Here is a 462-nt window from a genome sequence, read left to right on the forward strand (position 1 = left end):
GTACTGCTTAGTATCGGACTTAAATTTAGTATGAGTGTGGTGAATCCTGAGGTGTAAATAACTAGCTTTGCTAACTAAGCCTGATAAATAGACCTGGCAACTAGACCTGGTAACTGGTCTTAACCACAAAATGGAAAATGCAAACATATAACAAAGGTCAGCCTAATATAAGCTGACCTTTAACCTAAATTAACCTAAATTCAAAACAACAATTAAGCGGGCTTGACAGCGACTAGCACACGGATACTATCAGGAATTAAGGATAAATGACCTAGTGCATGTAAGCCTTGTTCTTGCAAACGTTTTAATTGATTGATTTCTGCGTCTCGTACATTCGGATTGATGGATTGCAAATATTGCAGGCGCTCCACTTCACGCTCATAGCGCTGATTAAATACCTCTTTGGCTTGCTCACTTATCGCAGGTAATTGCTGGTTTGCCAATGTTACTGCTTGCTCATAG

At 39.6% G+C, this 462-nt stretch carries 1 protein-coding gene; it reads right to left on the minus strand.

Annotation, left to right across the window (positions count from 1 at the left end; all coding sequences use genetic code 11):
- Positions 1 to 212: 212 nt before the first annotated feature.
- Positions 213 to 462: hypothetical protein (locus M3175_RS25950; RefSeq protein WP_285852455.1), on the minus strand; the 250-nt coding region annotated here is incomplete at its 5' end.

It is taken from the genome of Robertmurraya korlensis (genome assembly GCF_023715225.1).
Lineage (GTDB): Bacteria > Bacillota > Bacilli > Bacillales > Cytobacillaceae > Robertmurraya_A.